The sequence below is a fragment of the Actinomycetospora sp. C-140 genome, assembly GCF_054796175.1.
Genome location: NZ_JBTWNF010000023.1, coordinates 1 through 18732, shown reverse-complemented (window position 1 = coordinate 18732; position 18732 = coordinate 1). Strand labels below are relative to the sequence as shown.

Here is an 18732-nt window from a genome sequence, read left to right as displayed (position 1 = left end):
CATCGTTAACTCGCCGGCGAGGAGGCCGACCGTGGCCGCGCCCAGCACCGACCATGTGAGCGAAGTTCCGGGCTATAGCACCGAAGTTCGCTCACATACCGGCCACCGCGCCCTCGTCGCCGACCTGCGCGAGCGGCTGGCGACCGCACGGCTCGGCGGCCCCGAGCGGTCGCGGCAGCGGCACGTCGAGCGGGGCAAGCTCCTGCCGCGCGACAGGGTCGACGCGCTGCTCGATCCGTCGAGTCCCTTCCTCGAGCTCTCGCCGCTCGCCGCCACCGGCATGTACGGCGACGCCGCGCCGGGCGCCGGGATCATCACCGGCATCGGGCGCATCGCCGGGCGCGAGTGCGTCGTCGTCGCCAACGACGCCACCGTCAAGGGCGGCACCTACTACCCGATGACGGTGAAGAAGCACCTGCGCGCCCAGGAGGTCGCGCTGCACAACCGCCTGCCGTGCATCTACCTCGTCGACTCCGGCGGCGCCTTCCTGCCCGAGCAGGACCAGGTCTTCCCCGACCGCGAGCACTTCGGGCGCATCTTCTACAACCAGGCGACGATGTCCGGGCTCGGCATCCCGCAGATCGCGGCCGTCCTGGGCTCGTGCACCGCCGGCGGCGCTTACGTCCCGGCGATGAGCGACGAGGCGATCATCGTCCGCGACCAGGGCACGATCTTCCTCGGCGGCCCGCCGCTGGTGAAGGCCGCGACGGGCGAGGAGGTCACGGCCGAGGAGCTCGGCGGCGGGGTGCTGCACGCGCGCACGTCCGGCGTCGTCGACCACCTCGCCGAGGACGACGCCCACGCCCTGTCGATGGTGCGCGACATCGTGGACACCTTCGGCCCGCGCGCGCCGGTGCCCTGGGAGCGGCGCTCCACCGTCGAGCCCGAGCACGACCCGACCGAGCTCTACGACGTCGTCCCGGTCGACGGCCGCACCGCCTACGACGTGCACGAGGTGATCACGCGGCTCGTCGACGGCAGCGCGTTCACCCCGTTCAAGCCCGACTACGGCACGACGCTGGTCACCGGGTTCGCCCGCCTGCACGGCCACCCCGTCGGGATCGTCGCCAACAACGGCGTGCTGTTCCGCGAGTCGGCGCTCAAGGGCGCGCACTTCGTCGAGCTGTGCGACCAGCGCGGCATCCCGCTGGTGTTCCTGCAGAACATCACCGGGTTCATGGTCGGCCGCGAGTACGAGGCCGGCGGCATCGCCAAGGACGGCGCGAAGATGGTCACCGCCGTCGCCACCACCCGCGTGCCGAAGCTGACCGTGGTCATCGGCGGCTCCTACGGCGCCGGCAACTACGCGATGAGCGGACGCGCGTACTCGCCGCGCTTCCTGTGGATGTGGCCGAACGCGCGGATCAGCGTCATGGGTGCCGAGCAGGCCGCGACGGTGCTGGGGACGGTCGGGTCGTCGGACGCTGAGGGCGTGCGCGAGCAGTACGAGCACCAGGGGCATCCGTACTACTCCACCGCGCGCCTCTGGGACGACGGCGTGATCGACCCTGCCGACACCCGCACCGTCCTCGGCCTCGCGCTCTCCGCCTGCGCCAACGCCCCCCTCGACGCGCCGCACTTCGGCGTCTTCCGGATGTAGCGGGGGGTTGTCAGCGTGGCGTCCACGCTGACGCTCGACGTCAGGAATCCACCCAGCTCGAGAGGCCACTGTGTTCACCAGCGTGCTGATCGCCAACCGCGGCGAGATCGCCGTGCGGATCACGCGGACCCTGCACGCGCGGGGCCTGCGCGCCGTGGCGGTGTACACCGACCCCGACGCCGGGGCGCCGCACGTGCGCGCGGCCGACGTCGCGGTCCGCGTGCCCGACTACCTCGACGGCGCCGCGATCGTCGAGGCCGGCCGCTCCGTCGGCGCCGACGCGGTCCACCCCGGCTACGGCTTCCTCGCCGAGAACGCCGCGTTCGCCCGCCAGGTCGCCGACGCCGGGATGACGTGGATCGGCCCGCCGCCCGAGGCCATCGAGGCGATGGGCGACAAGATCCGGGCGAAGGCCACGGTCGGGCCCGCGGGCGTGCCGCTGGTGCCCGGGTCCGACGGCTCCGGGCTCGACGACGCCCAGGTGGCCGCGGCCGCCCGTGAGATCGGCTTCCCGGTGCTGCTCAAGCCCAGCGCCGGCGGCGGCGGCAAGGGCATGCACGTGGTCGAGCGCGCCGAGGACCTCGAGCAGGCCGTCGCCGCCGCGCGGCGCGAGGCGCGCGGGAGCTTCGGCGACGACACGCTGCTGGTCGAGCGCTACGTCACCGACCCCCGCCACGTGGAGATCCAGGTCCTCGCCGACCGGCACGGCGGCGTCGTCCACCTCGGCGAGCGCGAGTGCTCGCTGCAACGCCGGCACCAGAAGGTCGTCGAGGAGGCGCCGTCGGCGGTGCTCGACGCGACGCAGCGCCGGGCGATGGGGCAGGCGGCGGTCGAGGCCGCGCGCGCCTGCGGCTACGTCGGCGCCGGGACCGTCGAGTTCGTGACGAACGCCGACGCGAGCGAGTTCTTCTTCCTCGAGATGAACACCCGGCTACAGGTCGAGCACCCCGTGACCGAGGAGGTCGTGCGGGTCCGCGGGCAGCGCCTCGACCTCGTCGCCGAGCAGCTGCGGGTCGCCGCCGGCGAGGAGCTGGGCTACGACCAGGGCGACGTGACGCTCGAGGGCCACGCCGTCGAGGTGCGCCTCTACGCCGAGGACCCGGCCCGCGGCTTCCTGCCGACCGGCGGGCGGATCCTGGACATCGAGTGGCCGGCGAACGCCCGCGTCGACGCGGGCGTCGCGGCCGGCACCGAGGTCGGGTCCCGCTACGACCCGATGCTCGCCAAGATCATCGCGAGCGGGCCGGACCGCGCCACCGCGCTCGACCGCCTCGACGCCGCGCTCGCCGCCACGGCCGTGCTCGGCGTGCGGACCAACCTCGCCTGGCTCCGGATGCTGATCACGGATCCGGACGTCCGCGCCGGGCGCCTCGACACGGGGCTCATCGGGCGCCTGCCGGCGTTCGAGGACCCCGTGCCCGAGGACGTCCTCGCGGCCGCGGCCCTGGCCGGCCTGCTCGACCTCCCGACCGGCGACGCCCCGTTCGACCGCCTCGGCGGCTGGCGTCTGGGCGCCGACCCCGCGCCCGCGCGCTGGCGCCTCGTCCCCGCCGCCGGCGCGACCGGCGACCCCGTGGACGTCGCGGTGGCCGGCCCGCCCGCCGGCGCCGTCGTCACCGTCGGCGAGGAGGGCACCCCGCGCCCGGCGGCGGCACTGCGGGACGGCGGCGGGACGCTCGTCGTCACCTTCGACGGCGCGACCCGCCACTACCGCGGGGCGGTCGCCGACGGCGTGCGCTGGCTCGCCCGCGACGGCGGCGCCTGGGCCCTGCGCGAGCAGGAGCGGCTGCGCGCCGCCCGGACCGCCGGCGGCCACGGCGACGGTCCGCTGACCGCGCCGATGCCCGGCACCGTCACCGCCGTCGAGGTCGCCGAGGGCGACCACGTCACCGCAGGCCAGCGACTCGTCGTGGTCGAGGCCATGAAGATGGAGCACGTCGTCTCCGCGCCGACCGACGGCGTCGTCAAGGACCTGGCCGCGAAGGCCGGGGCCGCCGTCGCCCTGGACGCGCCGCTGGTCACCGTCGTGCCCGAACCAGGAGAATGATCATGCAGTTGTCGGAGGAGCACGAGGCCCTGCGCGCGACGGTCGAGGACTTCGCGCAGAAGGAGATCGCGCCGGTCATCGGCGAGTACTACATCAAGGAGAAGTTCCCCTACGACATCGTCGCCTCGATGGGCGAGATGGGCCTGTTCGGCCTGCCCGTGCCCGAGCAGTACGGCGGGATGGGCGGCGACTACGTCGCGCTGTGCGTCGCGCTCGAGGAGCTGGGCCGGGTCGACCAGTCGGTCGCGATCACGCTCGAGGCCGGGGTGTCGCTGGGGATCATGCCGATCCTGCGGTTCGGGTCCGACGCCCAGAAGGACCGGTGGCTGCCCGACCTCGCCGTCGCCCGCACCCTGGGCGCCTTCGGGCTCACGGAGGCCGGCGGCGGCTCCGACGCGGGCGCCACGCGCACCACGGGCAAGCTCGACGGCGACGGCTGGGTGATCAACGGGTCGAAGGCGTTCATCACCAACTCCGGCACCGACATCACGTCGCTGGTGACGGTGACCGCGGTGACGGACCGCGCCGACGACGGGAAGAAGGAGATCTCGGCGATCCTCGTCCCGTCCGGCACGCCGGGGTTCACGGTGGCCCCGAGCTACTCGAAGGTCGGGTGGAACGCCTCGGACACCCACGAGCTCGCGTTCGACGACTGCCGCGTGCCGGAGGAGAACCTCGTCGGGCAGCGCGGGCGGGGCTACGCGCAGTTCCTCTCGATCCTCGACGAGGGCCGTGTCGCGATCGCGGCGCTGTCCACCGGCGCCGCCCAGGGCTGCGTGGACGAGTCGCTGCGCTACGCCCGCGAGCGCGAGGCGTTCGGCGCCGCGATCGGGTCCTACCAGGGCATCCAGTTCAAGATCGCCGAGATGGAGGCGCGCACCGTCTGCGCCCGCCTGGCCTGGCACGACGCAGCCGCGAAGATGGCGGCCGGGGCGCCGTTCAAGAAGGAGGCGGCCGTCGCGAAGCTCGTGAGCTCGAACGCGGCCATGGACAACGCCCGCGACGCCACCCAGATCTTCGGCGGCTACGGCTTCATGAACGAGTACCCCGTGGCCCGGCACTACCGCGACTCGAAGATCCTCGAGATCGGCGAGGGCACCAGCGAGGTCCAGAAGATCCTGATCGCGCGCCACCTCGGGCTGTAAGGCCCCTCAGCAGCGCGTGAACGCGTGGGGCAGGGCGTCGACCGCGGCCAGGAGCGCCTTGTAGCGCGTCCCGGGCACCGAGCGGGTCCGGCCGCGATCGCGGTCGGCCAGCGCCTGGTCGACGACCTGGTCCGCGTCGAGCCACCAGGACGACGACGCCTCGGGTGAGTCGCTGCCCGAGCGCGCGTGCAGCTCCGTCCGCGTCCAGCCGGGGCAGATGGCGAGCACGCGGACGCCGGTGATGCCCTCGGCCGCGCCGATCCCGGCGGTCGCTCCGGTGATCAGTGCTGTCGCCATGGCTCCATCTCCTTGCTGGCGTTCGGAAGTTATCACGTGTAACGCCAGCGAACAGCGGACGCGGAAGCGCTGCGGAGGGAACCCTCATGCCACTGGACACGGGTTACGGTGTCCCGATTCCGAGGTCATCGGGGCCGTCGGCCGCACGGGCGTCGGGATCAGGGAGGCGTGATGACCAGCGCAGCGAGGACGTCGGTGGGCTCGGACGAGACGCCGAGCCGCCGCGAGCGCATGCGCGCGCTGACCGTGCGGGAGATCCTCACGATCGCGCGGGAGCTCGTCGTCGAGCTCGGGCACACCGGGCTGACGACGCGTGCCGTCGCCCGCCGGATGCAGATGAGCTCCCCGGCGCTGTACCGCTACTTCGCGAGCCACGAGGAGCTCAAGGACGTCCTGCTGGCGGAGCTCTTCGACGAGCTGAGCGCGCACCTGCGCGAGGCGGCGGCGGCCGCGGACGACACGACGCCGCTCGATCCCCTCGTCGCCGCCAGCCGGGCGATGCGCGGCTGGGCGCTGGCCCACCCCCACGAGTTCGAGTTCATGCTCGTGCACCCCATGGGCGACCCGAGCGTCGAGTCCGACCAGCTGCGGGCCCGCCGGGAGTTCGGCGGCGTGATGCTCTCGCTGCTCGCGGACGCGGCCCGGCCGGAGACCATGCCCGCGCCCACGCCCGTCCCGCCACCGGACTCGGTCGACGCGATGGTGCGCTACTGCGCGAACACCGGGGTGGACCTCGAGCCGGCGGTCGCGCCGATCGCCGTGCAGTGCTGGGTGCGCCTCTACGGCTCGGTCTCCATGGCGACGATGGGCCAGCTGGAGCCGCTCGGCGAGCACTCCGCGGCGGTCTTCGAGCAGGAGCTGGACGCGATGGCGCGCCTGCTCGGCCATCAGGGCGGCCTCCCGGAGGACACCGCGCCCGCACCCGACCGGCGGACCTGACCACCTCCGGGTCCCCGGCCACCGTCTCCGACGTCACGGCCCCCGGGGGGAACCCGAGTGGGGCGAACACGCGCAGCGCGCCGCTCGCGCCAGGCGGCAGCCGCGCGCCGCGAGCAGCACGATCCGCAGGCGCGTGGTCCTCCCGATCATGCGCGACGTGCCGGTCGTGCCGACGAGATCTCGGGATCCGTGGCGAGCTCCTGGCACTGAAGGCCTGGTGGGTAGGTCAGCCCGCCGGGACCGGGGCGCTGTCGTGCGCGCGGTCGCCGATGCGGCTCGCCGAGGTGCTGGACGCGTCGAGCGTGCGTCCGCCCGTGGCCGCCCGCAGCCCGACCTCGGGCATGTGGCTGTAGACCGTCTCCCACGTGCCCTCCGTGACCCGGTACGTCTCGTGGAACACCCCGACCGCGTCGGTGTGGCGGGCGGCCCGGTTGAACGCGCGCCAGGCGGGGACGTGGCGCTCGTCGGCGCTGCGCGCGTAGGCGATGAGCTGGTCGTAGGAGCGCCAGTACTGCAGGACGGCGGGGCCGCCGAACATCCAGCCGAGCTCGGCGCGCAGCATGCCGAGCTCGGGCCTGCGCTGGAGCTCGACGATCATCGGGCGCATCGCGGTGGCGACCGGGAGCCACTCGCGGACCCGCCACGGGCGATTGATGTGCATCCCGAGCACGAACACGACGAAGTCGCCCTCGATCTCGGCGCTGACACGATGGTTCACGGCGTCCTCCTCGGACGGTGGGTACAGCAATATGGATAGTCCTACTATCCGATAGTGTCAAACGACGACGTTCCGGAGGTGTGCGGTGCGCGTGGGTGAGCTCAGCCGGCAGTCGGGCGTGAGCGTCCCGTCGATCAAGTACTACCTGCGCGAGGGCATGCTCCCCGCGGGCGAGCGCACCGGTCCCAACCAGGCCGACTACGGCGAGGACCACGTCCGCCGGCTGCGCCTGGTCCGCGCGCTGCTCGACGTCGGCGGCCTCTCGGTGGCCGCCGCCAAGGACGTGCTCGCCGCCGTCGACGGCGACGTGCCGCTCTACGAGGCCCTCGGCGCGGCCCAGGACGCCGTCGTGACCGTGCCCGAAGGCGTGAGCGACGAGGCGGCCGCCGAGGCCCGGGCGAAGGTCGACGGTCTCGTGGCGCGCCGGGGCTGGCGGGTCACGGAGGCCAACCCGGGACGGCGCGCCGCCGCCGACGTCCTGGCCACCTACGCGCGGCTGGGCTGGCCGCAGTTCGGCGAGGCCATCGACGACTACGCCGCGGCGATGGAGCAGCTCGCGGCGCGGGAGGTCGAGTCCGTGCTGTCGGGCACCGACGGCGGCGGGCGCGAGCGCGCCGTCGAGGGGGCCGTGACGGGCACCGTGCTCGGCGGCTCGCTGCTGCTGGCGCTGCGGGTGATGGCCCAGGCCGACGCCTCGGCCCGGCTGCTCGGCGCCGATCCATCGGCTAAGTTCACTACGGATAGTTGAATTATCGGGCGAAGCGGGCGAAGGTGGAGGCGCCCGTCGAAGGAGGAGTACTACCGAGCCAACCCGGTCGTGCGCCGCCTCTTCCGCGTCAGCGCGCTCGTGTGGGGGCTGGGGCTCGGCATCGAGTCGGTGGCCCGCATCCCGCTCGTCTACGCCCTGCCGGTCGAGGTCATGGTCGGGGTGTCGGCGGCGCTGCTCATCGCCACCAACGCCGGGCTCGCGGTGTGGAACGTCGTGTACGGCATCCGCCAGGGCCGCCGCGCGACGGCGTGGGCCGCCGAGCACGCGCCCGCGCCCGCCGGGGGTTAACGTCCGGGCCGTGGCCGCACCGATCGATTTCCCGTCCCGCATCGGCGTCTGGTGGACCAGCGACAGCTGGTCGATGCCCGACGCCCAGCAGGCCGCCCGCGACATCGAGGCGATGGGCTACGGCTCGCTGTTCTACGGCGAGGCCTACGGCAAGGAGACGCTGACCCAGGCCGGCGCCTTCCTCGCCGCCACCGACCGCCTCGTCGTGGGCACCGGCATCGCGAACATCCACGCCCGCGACCCGATCGCCGCCGAGAGCGGCGGGCGGACCCTCACCGCGCTGCACCCGGGCCGGTTCGTCCTGGGTCTGGGCGTGAGCCACGCCCCGCTCGTCGAGCGCGGCCGGGGCGGGACGTACGCCAAGCCGCTCGCCACGATGCGCGACTACCTCGAGCGGATGGCCGCCGTGCCCGAGCAGATCGAGCCCGGCGTGGGCCGCCCCGCACGCCTCGTCGCCGCCCTCGGCCCGAAGATGATCGAGCTGGCGGGCGCCGAGACCGACGGCGTGCACCCCTATCTCGTCACCCCGGGCCAGACGCGGGTCACCCGCGACGCGCTCGGCCCGGACAAGTGGGTCGTCTCCGAGCAGGCCGTGGCCGTGGGCGGGGACGCCGACGACGCCATGCGCCGGGCGCACACCCACCTCGAGATCTACTCGGGCCTCCCGAACTACCGGAACTCCTGGCTGCGCCAGGGCTTCGACGAGTCCGACCTGGTCCGTGGCGGCTCGGACCGCCTGAAGAAGGCCCTGGTCGGCATGGGCGACATCGACACCGTCGCCGCCTCGGTGACCGCCCACCTCGACGCCGGCGCCGACCACGTCCTCGTCCAGGCCCTCGGCGACAACCCGATGGCCGACCCCCGCGAGCACCTGCGCGAGCTGGCCTCGGCCCTGGGTATGTGAGCAGCTCTCAGCGGGTGTCGGTGCGGATCGGGTGGCCCGGGGGGATCTCGACGAGGACGATCGCGCGGCCGTCGGGGTCGGCGATCCAGCACTCGTCGAGGCCCCATGGCTCGCGGACGGGCTCGCGGGTGATCGTGACGCCCTTGTCCCGGAGCTCCTCCACGGCGGACGGCAGCGAGCGCACCTGCAGCCACAGGGCGTCGTCGCCGATCGCCACCGCACCGGCCTTCGACAGCTCCAGGTAGCCCGTGCCCAGGAAGAACACGACACCGCCGGGGAACTCGCGGGCCACCGCCAGCCCGAGGGTGTCGGCGTAGAAGGCCCGCGAGGACGCCCAGTCCCGCGGCCGGACGAGGATGCGGCTCGAGAGGATCTCCACGGTCGTTCCCTCCGTCGCGTGTCACGATTGGCCAGGTGGCGGCAGGGAAACTCACGGGCGTGAGTTCTCCCGAGCCCGACCCACGACGCTGGCACGCCCTCGCGGTGTGCCTGATCGCGGGCTTCATGACGCTGCTCGACGTCAGCATCGTCAACGTGGCGCTCCCCGCCATGCAGCGGGGCATCGGCGCGTCGTCCGCCGAGCTGTCGTGGGTCGTCTCCGGCTACGCCCTGACCTTCGGTCTCGTCCTCGTCGCGTCGGGCCGTCTCGGCGACGACCGCGGCCGCAAGAAGATGTTCATGATCTCGCTGGCGCTGTTCACGCTGACCAGCGCCGCCGCCGGGTTCGCGCCGAACGCCGCGTCCCTCGTGGTCTTCCGGCTCCTGCAGGGCGCCGCGGGCGGCATGCTGAACCCGCAGGTCATCGGCTTCATCCAGCAGCTGTTCACCGGACGCGAGCGCGGTCGGGCGTTCGGTTTGTTCGGCGCCGCGATCGGCATCTCGACGGCCATCGGCCCGCTGCTCGGGGGCCTGCTGCTGCAGTGGGGCGGCGACACCGACGGCTGGCGCTGGGTCTTCTACGTCAACGTGCCGATCGGGATCGTCGCGCTCGCCCTGGGCGCGCGCCTGCTGCCGCGGGACACGGCGGGCGACGGCGTGCGGCGCCCCCTCGACGTCGTCGGCGCGATCCTGCTCGGCGGGGCTGTCGTGGCGCTCATGGTGCCGCTGGTGCTCTCCGAGCAGGACCGCTCCGGCGCGCCCTGGTGGCTCATCGCCGTCGCCGTGGTGCTGCTCGCCGTGTTCGTCGCCTGGGAGCGCCGGGCGCGCCGGACCCACGGGCACCCGCTCGTCAACTTCGCCCTCCTGCGCACCCGCAGCTACGCCCTGGGGACCTCACTGGGCCTGCTGTACTTCGCCGGCTTCACGGCGATCTTCTTCGTCGTCACGCTCTTCCTGCAGAACGGCCGCGGCTACACCCCGCTCGAGGCCGGGCTGGCGCTCACCCCGTTCGCGCTCGGCTCGGCGGTGACGTCGGCGGTCGGGGGCCGGCTGGTCTCGCGCCTGGGCAAGTCGCTCGTCGTCACGGGGCTCGTGGCCGTCGGGGTCGGGCTCGTCGCCGTCGACCTGGTGCTCCGGCTCGATCCCGCCCAGGTCGGCTGGGCGATCGCCGGGCCGCTGCTCCTCGCGGGCATCGGCAGCGGCTTCGTCATCGCGCCCAACCAGACCCTCGCGCTCGAGGAGGTCCCCGCCCGCGAGGGCGGCACGGCCGCGGGCGTGCTGCAGACCGGTCAGCGCGTCGGCTCCGCGATCGGCATCTCGGCGGTCGGCGCCGTGTTCTTCGGTCAGCTGACGAGCACCGGCGGCGACTGGTCGCTCGCGATCAGCCGCGGCCTGGTGGGTGCGGTCGCGTTCGTCGTGCTGGCGCTGGTCCTGGGCGTCACCGACCTCCTGCTCGGGCGCCGGCGCCGCTCCCGCGCCGCCCGGGAGGAACCGCCGCCTCCGGTCGCCCACGCCCCGGCGCACGCCGCCGATCACGATCCCGACCCCGCCGACGAGGCCACCGACGGGTCGGGCCTGCGCGGGCACGTCACCGACGAGGCGGGAGCCGGGGTGGGCGGCGCGCGGCTCACCCTCGTCGACCCCGACGGGCGCGAGGCCGCCACGGCGGCGACCGACGCCGCGGGCGCGTTCGCCCTCGTCCCGCGGGGCGCGGGCCGCTTCCAGCTCCTCGCGCGGGCCGACGGGCACCATCCCGCGGTGTCGTGGGTCGACGTCCCCCGCGCGGGGCGGGCCGTGCGCGACGTGGTCCTCCCGGGCGTCCTCCCGAGCGCGAACGGGACGAACGGAGCAGCACGGGCCGCCGAACCGGCACGCGGATTGCCCTCCTCGGACGGGGGGTAATGGTCCTCCTACCGGAGGACGTCCGTCGGTGGCGTCGGAGAGGAGCCCACATGTCGGCCGAGGACAAGTTCGACCACAAGGCCCAGGAGCTCAAGGGCAAGGCCAAGGAGGCGCTCGGCGACGCCACCGACAACAAGGAGTGGCAAGCCGAGGGCAAGAAGGACCAGACCGCCGGCAGCCTCAAGCAGGCCGGCGAGAAGATCAAGGACGCCTTCAAGAGCTGACGTCAGCGCGTCGCCGTCCCTCAGAGCCGTTTGAGGGGCGGCGGCGCGGCGCCGTCGTCACCGGAGAGCGAGGCCTGGGCGGGCGAGCGGGCCAGCACGACGACCCCGCCCAGCGCGAGCACCAGCCCCAGCAGGAACCACGGGACCCATCCCGGCCGCACGCCGTCGCCGAGTGCGACGAGCCCGAGCAGGCCCGGCGCGAGGGTCTCCGTCACCGCCAGCACCGCGACGACCGGCCCGACCGCGCCGCGCCCCAGGGCCACCGTGTAGAGCCCGAGCCCGAGGGCGGCGAACCCGAGCAGGCACCACACCACGGGGTCGGTGGCCGCGTCGCCGGCCATCTCGGCCAGGGATCCCCGCAGGTCGACCATGCGCACCGCGACGGCCGTGCCGCCGAACGCCAGCCCGGCCAGGAACGAGACGAGGATCGCCCGCCGGCTGCGGATCGCCACCGGCACCGACACGGCCGCGAGCACGACGAAGACGGCCACGAGGGCGACCACGCCCGCCGTCGACGGCGTGATCAGCGACGTGTCGGTCCGCGCGCTGGCCACGAGCAGGGCGAGCCCCACGATGTTGGCGCCGGCCGCCACCAGGTCCACCCGCCGCAACGGGGTGTCGAACACCCAGTGCGACGCGATCACCGTGATGCCCACCTGGCCCGCGACGATCGCCTGCACCGCCACGATCGGCATGTAGCGCAGCGCGAGCACCGTGAGCACCCAGCCGCCGATGTCGAGGGCGAGCCCGCCGAGGTACATCGGGTGCAGCACCACCGTCGCCGCCCGGGTGGCGCGCCGTGTCGCGCTCGCCTCGAGCAGCGCGGCACCGGCGTTGGCGCCCGCCGACGCGAGCGCGGCGAGCAGCCCCAGGAGGAGCACCCGCACAGTCTGCCCCGGGATGATCGGCTCAGCGCGGCGCCGACCCGGCGTTTCGCCCACCGCCCCGCGGGACACCACCGGGGCACCCGGTCCCGAGGAGGTCGTCCGTGGCCCTCGACGTCACCGCCGTGTCGCTGCTGGTGCTCGGTGTCCTCCTCGGCGTGGCCGCCCTGGCCGACCGGCTCGCCGGCGGCGCCCTCGCGGCCGTGCCCGGGGCGCTGCGGGACACCACGATCGTGGCGGGCCTCGTCCTGGCAGCCGGGCTCGTGTTCACCCTCGTCGCCACCGACGAGGCCCTCGCGGACGCCGACGCCCCGGTGCTCGCCGTCGCGGTCGCCCACCGCACGCCGGGCCTCACCGCCGCCGCCGAGGCCGTCTCGCTGATCGGCGGCACGGCGGGTACCGGCGGGCTCGCGGTGGTCGCCGCGGTGGTGCTCTTCGCCCGCGGCCACCGGCGCACGGCGGTGATCTGGGTGGCCGGGGTCGCGGTCGGGGCCTCGACGATCCGCCTGGTGAAGCTCGCCGTCGAACGTCCGCGTCCCCCCGAGGCCACCCGCCTCGCCGTGGAGACCACGGCGTCGCTGCCCTCGGGTCACGCGCTCATGGCCGCCCTCGGCCTGGGCCTCACCGCCGCCGCCGTGGCGGCGCTCGCCGCCGGCTCCCCACGGGAGGGGACCGTCCGGGTGGTCGCCGTCGTGCTCGCGGTCCTCGGCGCCCTCGTCGTCGGCGCCAGCCGGGTCTACCTCGGCGTCCACTGGACCACGGACGTGCTCGCCGGGTGGCTGCTCGGCGCCGCGCTGGCGATCACCTGTGTCACGCTCGCCCGGGTGCTCGACGCGCGGTCACGCCTCGGCGACGCCCCGGATCCGGCGCCCTCGCTGCCCGGTGACCACCCCGACGGGTCTCATGCGTCGGAGTGACCCCTGTCCGAGTGTCGGTGACACAGCTCGCACACAGATCGACCTCGGATTGCTCCGTCCGAGAAGCTTTGCCTACGCTTGTCTCGTCCGCGCGGGTGAACGAGGTGAGCCGTGGTTGCCGTACCGCTGCTCGTGCTCGGCTCCCGCTTCGCGGGCCTGACCACGGCGCTCTTCCTCGCCCACCAGGGTTTCCCCGTGCACGTCCTGGAGCGCGACCGGGCCGACGACGTCGACACCGGGCTCGCCGTGCTGACCCCCGCCGCCCTGCGCGAGCTGTCGGTGCTCGGCCTGGCCGACCCCGTGGCCGCCGCCTCCTGGGAGCCGCGACGCCTCACCCACGGCGACGCCGGGTCGGGCGCGGTCCTGCGCGTCGCCGAGCTCGGGCCGGTCGTGCGGGCCCGCTTCGGGCGCCCGTACGTCCTCGCGCCCTACGCCGCGCTGCGCCGGCGGCTGGTCGCGGCCTGCGACGCCGACGAGATGATCACCGTCGAGTACGGCCGGAGCGCGTCGGCCGTGGAGGACCTCGGCGACGCCGTGCTCGTCACCGACGACACCGGGGCGACGTACCGTGCGGAGGCGCTCGTCGGCGCCGACGGCCCCGGCAGCCGGGTGCGCCCGTTCCTGGGGGGCGGTCACGCCCTCTCCAGCCCGTACCTCGTCCACCGGGCGCCCGGTCCGGCCCCGCCGGACGACGTGCTGCGGCTCTGGTCCTCGCCGTCGCTGCACGTCACGCAGTCCGCGACGCCGGGCGGCGGGGGCGAGGTGTCGGTGACGGTCCGGGTCGACGCCCTCGACGACATGCACCGCGACGGTGTCGCGGCTGTCGTGAGCCGGCTGCTCGCGGGCACCGCGGCCGAGGTCCGGGCCGCGGCGGGCGACGCCGTCGCGTGGGCGCCCTCGCGGGTGCACCGCCACCACGCCCCGCTCGAGCGGGGCGCCCGCCACCGCATGACCGTGATCGGCGGCGCCGCGCAGCCGATGCTGCCCCACTCGGCGCAGGCCGCCGCGGTGGAGATCGTCGACGCCGCCACGCTCGGACGGGCCTTCGACCACGCCGACGGGCGCATCGTCCCGGCGCTCGAGGAGTACGCGTACGTCCGCGAGACGCCCCGGGCGGTGACGGCCGCCCGCGCGCAGGACTTCGCGGCCCTCTGCCATGCCGAGGGCCTCGTCCGCCGCATGCGCGACCGGTTGTGGCGCACCGGGACGGTGGACGCCACCTCGGCGATCGTCGACGCGGGTCGGACCCCGGGGTCCGGTCCAGGACGCGGTGCGTCGCGCCCTGACGGCGGAGGTGAGGCGCACCGGCCCGCTGCCGTCCACCCGCACCCCGGAACGACCGCGGACCGGCCGGGGCCGGGGCCGGGCGGCCCTGCCGGTCCACCCGCCGGCCCCATGGCCGGCTGAGCCCTCCCGATCCGCGTGGCCCGGCGACCGCCGTGCCGGGCAGGATGCGGCCGCGTGACGATCCCCGGACCCCTCACCCCCGACACCGCCGTCGTCCACGGCGTCCGGCTGCACTACCGCGTCGGCGGCAGCGGCCCGCCGGTCGTGCTGCTGCACGGCTGGCCGCAGACGGGGTACTGCTGGCGCCACGTCGCCGGCCCGCTCGCCGCCGACCACACGGTCATCGTCCCGGACCTGCGCGGCTACGGCGCCAGCGACAAGCCGACCGGCGGCTTCGACAAGCGCACGATGGCCGCGGACGTCTCCGCGCTCGTGCGCGGCCTGGGGTTCGACCGTGTCGCGGTCGTCGGGCACGACCGGGGCGGGCGGGTCGCCCACCGGTGGGCCCTCGACCGTCCCGACCAGGTGACCCGCCTCGCGGTCCTCGACATCGCCCCCAGCCGGGCCACCTGGCAGCGGATGGACGCCGACCTGGGCGCCAAGTACTGGCACTGGCTCTTCCACCTCCAGCCCGACCTGCCCGAGCGCCTGGCGGGTGCCGACGTCGAGGGCTACCTGCGCTACTTCCTTGAGAAGTGGACCTACGCCCGCGAGGGGCTCGAGCCCGCCGCGGTCGCCGAGTACGTCCGCGCCTTCTCCCAGCCGGGCGCGCTGCGCTGCGGGTTCGACGACTACCGCGCCCACCCCGTCGACTCCCGGCACGACGAGGAGGACTTCGCCGCCGGGAAGCGGGTGGCCCAGCCCCTGCTGGCGCTGTGGGGCGCCGAGGGCGTCATGGGTACGACGCTGCCGCTGCTCGAGATGTGGCGCGAGTACGCCGACGACGTGCGCGGGCGGGCGATCGAGCGCTGCGCCCACTTCGTGCCCGAGGAGCGGCCCGACGAGGTGCTCGACGAGTTGCGGGCGTTCCTCACGGAGGCATAGTGGCGGGAGTGACGAGCGCGCTGAAGATCGAGGCCGATCCCGAGGAGCTGGGCTTCGACCCGGCCCGCCTGTCCCGCATCGACGAGCACTTCGGCCGGTACGTCGACGACGGCCGCCTCGCGGGGTGGCACGCGGTCGTGGCCCGCGACGGGCGCGTCGTGCACTCGTCGACCGCCGGGCACCGCGACGTCGATGCCGGTCTGCCGGTCACCGACGACACGCGCTGGCGCATCTACTCGATGTCGAAGCCGATCACGTCGGTGGCCGTGCTCATGCTCTGGGAGCGCGGCGCCTTCGAGCTCACCGACCCGATCAGCCGGTGGCTGCCGGAGTTCGCCGAGCCGCGGGTGTACGTCAAGGGCTCGGCGGCCAAGCCGTTGCTCGAGCCCGCCACCGAGCCGATCCGCATCTGGCACCTGCTGACCCACACCGCGGGGCTGACCTACGGGTTCCACCACGCCCACCCCGTGGACGCGCTCTACCGCGCCGCCGGCTTCGAGTGGTCGGTGCCCGAGGGCCTCGACCTCGCCGGGGTCGTCGAGGCGTGGGCGCGGCTGCCGCTGGTGTTCCAGCCCGGCACGGAGTGGAACTACAGCCACGCCACCGACGTGCTGGGCCGGCTGATCGAGGTCGTGTCCGGGCAGTCGCTGGACGTCTTCCTCGCCGAGAACCTCCTCGGGCCCCTCGGCATGGACGCCACCGGCTTCGTCGTCGACGACCCCGACCGGCTCGCCGCGCTCTACGTCAACAACCCGGCCACGGGTCGCGCCGTGCTCGCCGAGTCGGCCGGCATGGGCGCCATGGCCCGCGAGGTCCTGGAGCCGACGTGGCTCGGCGGCGGCGGCGGACTCGTGTCGACGGCCGCGGACTACCACCGGTTCACCCGTCTGCTGCTCGGTCGCGGCGAGGTCGACGGGGTCCGCCTGCTCGGCAGCCGCACCGTCGACTACATGGGCCGCAACCACCTGCCCGGCGGCCTCGACCTCGAGCAGGTCGGCCGCCCGCTGTTCGCCGAGATGCCGTTCAACGGCGTCGGCTTCGGGCTGGGGGTCTCCGTGGTCACCGATCCGGTGGCCTACCGGACGCTCGCCAGCGCCGGGGAGATGGCGTGGGGCGGGGCAGCGAGCACCGCGTTCTGGGTCGACCCGGTCGAGCGCGTGACCGCGATGTTCTTCACCCAGCTGCTGCCCTCGAGCGCCCACCCGATCCGGACGCAGCTGCGCGGTCTCGTCTACCAGGCACTCGTCGACTGATCACTCTCCTGCTCCCGCCCGCGTCGCCCCGCGAGGGAGCGCGGACACCGCACGGCGGCAGTTCGTCGCACTCCGTAGCGGATTGGGGACGAAGCGGTCACGCGAGAATCTTCGGCACCGTCACTCGGGAAGGGGGCTGCATCCCGACGGGCGTCTGGGTAGCGTCGGCGCGACTCGGACGAGGGACGGCACCGGGCACGCGCAGTGACCGACGCCGTCCCCCGTTACGGGTGTCCCGCCGCGTGACGTGATGCTGCGGGTCGGGACCAGGCGGCCACCGGGAGCCAGCATGAACGCCACGTCAGGACCGCGTCGACGACCGAACGGACCCCACCCCGAGCGCACCGCGCCCGAGGAACCGTCGGTGCCCGCGCAGCGCACCGCGGCCGACGTCTACGGGGTGAGCGACGAGCAGGTGCACCGCGCGCGCATCGCCGTCGCCCGCAACTCGCTCGACTCCGACGACTGCCGCGAGCTGCTGGACATGCTCGGGCTGATCGGCGAGGGCGGCGACCCGCCGCCCGTGCGGCGCTGACCGGGAGCTGAGCCGGGGCCGACCGGCGAGGTCGTCCGAGCCGCGACGACCTCCCGCGTGGCGGCCCTGCCGGCGCCACCGGGCCGCTACCGTATGCGCCGATATGGTCGAGCTCGCGGATGACCCGTCGCACGCGTCCTCCGGGGCACGTGCCGAGGGACCGCGCGCCGAGGCGCCGCGCCAGGCACGGGCCCTGGCCACCCGCGGCGCCATCCTGGCCGCGGCCGCCGAGGAGTTCGCCGCGGCGTCGTACCACGAGGCGTCGCTGTCGCGGATCCTCGAGCGCAGCAACGTCACCAAGGGCGCCCTGTACTTCCACTTCGTGTCCAAGGAGAGCATCGCGCTCGCCGTGGTCGACGAGATGGAGCTCGTCTGCCGCACGATGGTCGAGCGGTGCCGCGCGCTCGATCTCGACCCGTTGCGCACCGCCGCCCAGCTCGCCCGCGCGATGCAGGACGAGCTCGACGGCCCGGTGCTGCGAGCCGGCCAGCGGCTGTGCTCGGAGGGCTTCACCGGCCCGCACCGCCCGGGATGGCCGTACCGCTTCTGGCAGGACGTCTTCGCCGATCTCTTCGGCCGCGCCGCGACCGCCGGCCTGCTCCGGCCCTGGGCGGACCCGGCGTCCCTCGCGCGCACCGTCGTCGACCTCTCCGGCGGCGCGTTCGTCGCCTCCCTCGCGATCAGCGGGCTCGACGACCTCGCGCAGCGCGTCTGCGAGAACTGGGAGCTCCTGCTCGGCGCCGCGGCCGACCCCACCTGGCTCGACACCTGGCGCCACGACGGGGGCATGGGCGCCGTCCTCGGGCCGCACCTCGCTCGCCGCCGCGACGCGCCGGCGATCGAGCCGATCACCGGCGACGGGGGGTGGGTGCCGGAGTCCTGAGACCGGTCACCTATGCTTGGCGTGCTCCCAACGGGTCCGCCGTTGCGGGGTAAGGTCCTCAGCCAGAGGGTCGCGCCCCCATCGTTCAGCGGCCTAGGACTCCGCCCTTTCAAGGCGGCAACGCGGGTTCGAATCCCGTTGGGGGTACGGTGGTGCAGCAACATCAAGGCCCAGTGGCGCAGTTGGTTAGCGCGTCGCCCTGTCACGGCGAAGGTCGCGGGTTCGAGTCCCGTCTGGGTCGCTCTCCGGTCGAGGTGGTTCCTCGGCCGTCCGGCCAGGTAGCTCAGTTGGTACGAGCGATCGCCTGAAAAGCGATAGGTCGGCGGTTCGACCCCGCCCCTGGCCACCCCGCTCACCAGCATCGTCGGCGGTGAGACTCGTGCTGGCACGATCACGTCAGCCACGACGTCAGCCGAGGAGGACACATGGCCGGCGCCTACTGGATCAGCGTGTACCGCGAGATCCGCGATCAGGCCAAGCTCGACGCCTACGTCGAGCTGGCGGTGCCGGCGATCCGGGCGGGCGGTGGACGTTTCCTCGCTCGCGGGAAGGCCGCCGCGGCGTACGAGAGCGGCACGACCGAGCGCACGACCGTGATCGCGTTCGACAGCGTGGAGCAGGCCGTCGCCACCCACGACGGTCCGGCGTACCAGGAGGCGCTGCGCGCCCTCGGCGACGGCGTCGACCGGGACATCCGCATCGTCGAGGCGCAGCCGGA

The 18732-nt window shown here is 74.3% G+C and carries 20 protein-coding genes and 3 tRNA genes; 19 read left to right on the top strand and 4 right to left on the bottom strand.

Going from position 1 to position 18732, the window contains the following annotated elements:
• Positions 1-55: 55 nt before the first annotated feature.
• The 3 genes from ACR9E3_RS28590 (at position 56) to ACR9E3_RS28580 (ending at position 4792) form a co-directional block, all read left to right on the top strand.
• Entirely contained in the window at positions 56-1600 is a 1545-nt protein-coding gene (locus tag ACR9E3_RS28590) for a carboxyl transferase domain-containing protein (protein WP_460384341.1), read from the top strand.
• Between the two features lie 70 nt (positions 1601-1670).
• Positions 1671-3647, top strand: a complete 1977-nt coding sequence (locus ACR9E3_RS28585) for an acetyl/propionyl/methylcrotonyl-CoA carboxylase subunit alpha (protein WP_460384236.1) — start codon at positions 1671-1673, stop codon at positions 3645-3647.
• Positions 3644-4792, top strand: coding sequence for an acyl-CoA dehydrogenase family protein (locus ACR9E3_RS28580; protein WP_460384235.1), 1149 nt, complete (start codon positions 3644-3646; stop codon positions 4790-4792). Before ACR9E3_RS28585 ends, ACR9E3_RS28580 begins: the two co-directional genes overlap by 4 nt.
• 6 nt (positions 4793-4798) lie before the next feature.
• On the opposite strand, the gene ACR9E3_RS28575 is transcribed toward ACR9E3_RS28580, so the two are convergent.
• Positions 4799-5089 carry a hypothetical protein gene (locus ACR9E3_RS28575; RefSeq protein WP_460384234.1) on the bottom strand — a complete coding sequence of 97 codons (291 nt, stop codon included), beginning with the start codon at positions 5087-5089 and terminating at the stop codon, positions 4799-4801.
• A gap of 171 nt (positions 5090-5260) precedes the next feature.
• Here ACR9E3_RS28575 and ACR9E3_RS28570 point away from each other — a divergent pair, with 171 nt between their 5' ends.
• The gene (locus ACR9E3_RS28570; protein ID WP_460384233.1) at positions 5261-6028 is read left to right on the top strand and encodes a TetR/AcrR family transcriptional regulator; all 768 of its coding nucleotides are present in this window, start codon (positions 5261-5263) and stop codon (positions 6026-6028) included.
• Positions 6029-6254: 226 nt separating this feature from the next.
• Here ACR9E3_RS28570 and ACR9E3_RS28565 read toward each other — a convergent pair whose 3' ends face one another.
• Positions 6255-6746 (bottom strand): DUF4188 domain-containing protein, encoded by a 492-nt coding sequence (locus ACR9E3_RS28565; RefSeq protein ID WP_460384232.1) that lies wholly within the window; start codon positions 6744-6746, stop codon positions 6255-6257.
• Positions 6747-6837: 91 nt separating this feature from the next.
• Here ACR9E3_RS28565 and ACR9E3_RS28560 point away from each other — a divergent pair, with 91 nt between their 5' ends.
• The 3 genes from ACR9E3_RS28560 (at position 6838) to ACR9E3_RS28550 (ending at position 8707) form a co-directional block, all read left to right on the top strand.
• Positions 6838-7494, top strand: coding sequence for a MerR family transcriptional regulator (locus ACR9E3_RS28560; RefSeq protein WP_460384231.1), 657 nt, complete (start codon positions 6838-6840; stop codon positions 7492-7494).
• A 69-nt stretch (positions 7495-7563) separates the two neighbouring features.
• Complete coding sequence (locus ACR9E3_RS28555; protein ID WP_460384229.1) at positions 7564-7803, top strand: hypothetical protein; 240 nt, start codon at positions 7564-7566, stop codon at positions 7801-7803.
• A gap of 10 nt (positions 7804-7813) precedes the next feature.
• Positions 7814-8707: an LLM class F420-dependent oxidoreductase gene (locus tag ACR9E3_RS28550; protein WP_460384227.1), complete on the top strand. Its 894-nt coding sequence runs from the start codon at positions 7814-7816 to the stop codon at positions 8705-8707.
• A gap of 7 nt (positions 8708-8714) precedes the next feature.
• On the opposite strand, the gene ACR9E3_RS28545 is transcribed toward ACR9E3_RS28550, so the two are convergent.
• Positions 8715-9086, bottom strand: coding sequence for a VOC family protein (locus ACR9E3_RS28545; protein WP_460384226.1), 372 nt, complete (start codon positions 9084-9086; stop codon positions 8715-8717).
• A 59-nt stretch (positions 9087-9145) separates the two neighbouring features.
• On the opposite strand from ACR9E3_RS28545, the gene ACR9E3_RS28540 reads away from it, so the two are divergent.
• Complete coding sequence (locus ACR9E3_RS28540) at positions 9146-10987, top strand: MFS transporter (protein WP_460384225.1); 1842 nt, start codon at positions 9146-9148, stop codon at positions 10985-10987.
• A gap of 50 nt (positions 10988-11037) precedes the next feature.
• On the top strand, positions 11038-11211 hold the full coding sequence (locus tag ACR9E3_RS28535) for a CsbD family protein (RefSeq protein ID WP_285649001.1): 174 nt from the start codon (positions 11038-11040) through the stop codon (positions 11209-11211).
• Between the two features lie 20 nt (positions 11212-11231).
• Here the strand turns inward: ACR9E3_RS28535 and ACR9E3_RS28530 are convergent, their stop codons facing one another.
• Positions 11232-12092 (bottom strand): hypothetical protein, encoded by an 861-nt coding sequence (locus ACR9E3_RS28530; protein ID WP_460384224.1) that lies wholly within the window; start codon positions 12090-12092, stop codon positions 11232-11234.
• A 107-nt stretch (positions 12093-12199) separates the two neighbouring features.
• Here ACR9E3_RS28530 and ACR9E3_RS28525 point away from each other — a divergent pair, with 107 nt between their 5' ends.
• The 10 genes from ACR9E3_RS28525 to ACR9E3_RS28480 all read left to right on the top strand — a co-directional run.
• Positions 12200-13012 carry a phosphatase PAP2 family protein gene (locus tag ACR9E3_RS28525; RefSeq protein ID WP_460384223.1) on the top strand — a complete coding sequence of 271 codons (813 nt, stop codon included), beginning with the start codon at positions 12200-12202 and terminating at the stop codon, positions 13010-13012.
• Positions 13013-13123: 111 nt separating this feature from the next.
• Positions 13124-14419, top strand: a complete 1296-nt coding sequence (locus ACR9E3_RS28520; RefSeq protein WP_460384221.1) for an FAD-dependent monooxygenase — start codon at positions 13124-13126, stop codon at positions 14417-14419.
• A 54-nt stretch (positions 14420-14473) separates the two neighbouring features.
• On the top strand, positions 14474-15343 hold the full coding sequence (locus ACR9E3_RS28515) for an alpha/beta fold hydrolase (RefSeq protein WP_460384220.1): 870 nt from the start codon (positions 14474-14476) through the stop codon (positions 15341-15343).
• 8 nt (positions 15344-15351) lie between these two features.
• Positions 15352-16596 carry a serine hydrolase domain-containing protein gene (locus ACR9E3_RS28510; protein ID WP_460384219.1) on the top strand — a complete coding sequence of 415 codons (1245 nt, stop codon included), beginning with the start codon at positions 15352-15354 and terminating at the stop codon, positions 16594-16596.
• A 364-nt stretch (positions 16597-16960) separates the two neighbouring features.
• Entirely contained in the window at positions 16961-17131 is a 171-nt protein-coding gene (locus ACR9E3_RS28505; protein WP_285648988.1) for a hypothetical protein, read from the top strand.
• Between the two features lie 103 nt (positions 17132-17234).
• Complete coding sequence (locus ACR9E3_RS28500) at positions 17235-18014, top strand: TetR family transcriptional regulator (RefSeq protein ID WP_460384218.1); 780 nt, start codon at positions 17235-17237, stop codon at positions 18012-18014.
• A 74-nt stretch (positions 18015-18088) separates the two neighbouring features.
• Positions 18089-18161: transfer RNA gene (locus ACR9E3_RS28495), tRNA-Glu, on the top strand.
• Positions 18162-18181: 20 nt separating this feature from the next.
• Positions 18182-18255, top strand: a tRNA-Asp gene (locus ACR9E3_RS28490).
• 31 nt (positions 18256-18286) lie between these two features.
• Positions 18287-18360 (top strand) — tRNA-Phe (locus tag ACR9E3_RS28485).
• 79 nt (positions 18361-18439) lie between these two features.
• Positions 18440-18732, top strand: a 293-nt coding sequence (locus tag ACR9E3_RS28480; RefSeq protein WP_460384217.1) for a DUF1330 domain-containing protein, incomplete at its 3' end; no start/stop codon positions are given.